This window comes from Vibrio sp. Hep-1b-8, from assembly GCF_006124995.1.
In the GTDB taxonomy this organism is placed as follows: Bacteria; Pseudomonadota; Gammaproteobacteria; order Enterobacterales; family Vibrionaceae; genus Vibrio.
On sequence record NZ_QEWN01000064.1, the window covers coordinates 1 to 1,337 of the forward strand.

A 1,337-nucleotide genomic window follows, 5' to 3' on the forward strand; every position below is an offset into this window, starting at 1 on the left:
TAACAAGAGAGCTATTGGATCAACACCCTGAGATAACCGCCATTATTGGCTACCAAGATATTGTTGCTTTTGGAGTCATGCGGGCAATTAAAGATCTCGGTAAAACCGTGGGGAAAGATATCGCAGTTGTGGGTTTTGATGATGTTGCGGAATCTGCCGATACCAACCCCTCGTTGACTTCTATTTCTGTCTCTGCAAGAGAAATAGGCCGAGCGGCAGGAGAGATTATTCTGTCACGCATGGAAGGCGACAAGCAGCCATACAAAAGCGTGGTGTTCCCACCCAAACTGGCGGTGAGAAGCTCATGTGGTGGTTGAGTTGTGGGCCATACCACTTAGCTAGTGATATTTATGGTGTGTGATGAGATGGTCACCTCTATCTCGGCATCGCAATGTGCCATGATTAACTTTTGACAGAATCAAGGATAAAGGTGACCAACATGAAATATAGGCTTATTAGTATCGATTTAGCAAAAAATGTGTTTCAGATTGCTGTATTCGACCGACAAAACAGACCGGTTTCGAATTGCCAAGTACGCCGAAATAGATTGTTGGACACGTTAAGGCAATATGCTCCAACCACTGTTGTGATGGAAGCTTGTTACAGCTCAAATTATTGGGGGCGTGCAATTGAAAAGCTTGGGCATACGGTGAAGCTCGTACCTGCTCGAATGGTTAAAGCGATGCTAGTGGGGAACAAAAACGATGCTAATGATGCGATTGCCATTGCTGAGGCATCTCAACGGCCTAAAATCCATTTTGTTGCAGTTAAAACGATTGAGCAACAAGATATTCAGTCGTTACAAAGAATACGGAGTCAATTCGTTAAACAACGAACGGCTACTGTGAATCAGCTTCGAGGACTTCTGGCGGAATACGGTGTCGTCACTGAACCCAGCAGCGCCTGTTTAATAGGGTCAATCCCGACGATTCTGGAAGACCCCAACAATGAACTCTCCCATGTAACTCGTTCATTCGTTTTAAAGCTCTGGGTGCACTACAAGCAGCTTAGTGAAGAGATTGATTCGCTGACACAGCAACTGATTATTTGTGCCCGTAAACACAAGGATTACGAGCTATTATCGAGCGTCCCTGGCGTAGGACCTCTTGTCGCGTCAGGCATCATTGGTTCTATAAACAGCGTTGGTGAGTTCAAAAATGGTCGGCAACTGTCCGCGTGGTTAGGGTTGACGCCGTCTCAATACAGCAGTGGTGACAAAAACTATCTTGGAAAAATCACTAAACGCGGAAACCGAGATTTAAGGAAGCTACTCATTCAGGGGGCAAGAGCAGTGATAAACTGGTGTGAGCGAAAATCGGACCCACTCAGTCTGTGGC

The 1,337-nt window shown here is 45.8% G+C and carries 2 protein-coding genes; both read left to right on the forward strand.

Features of this window, described 5'->3' with window-relative positions; translation table 11 throughout:
* Positions 1–317, forward strand: a 317-nt coding sequence (locus DA100_RS08265; RefSeq protein ID WP_171052178.1) for a substrate-binding domain-containing protein, incomplete at its 5' end; no start/stop codon positions are given.
* Between the two features lie 122 nt (positions 318–439).
* Positions 440–1,337 (forward strand): IS110 family transposase (locus DA100_RS08270; RefSeq protein WP_138971720.1); only part of this gene is annotated, 898 nt, incomplete at its 3' end.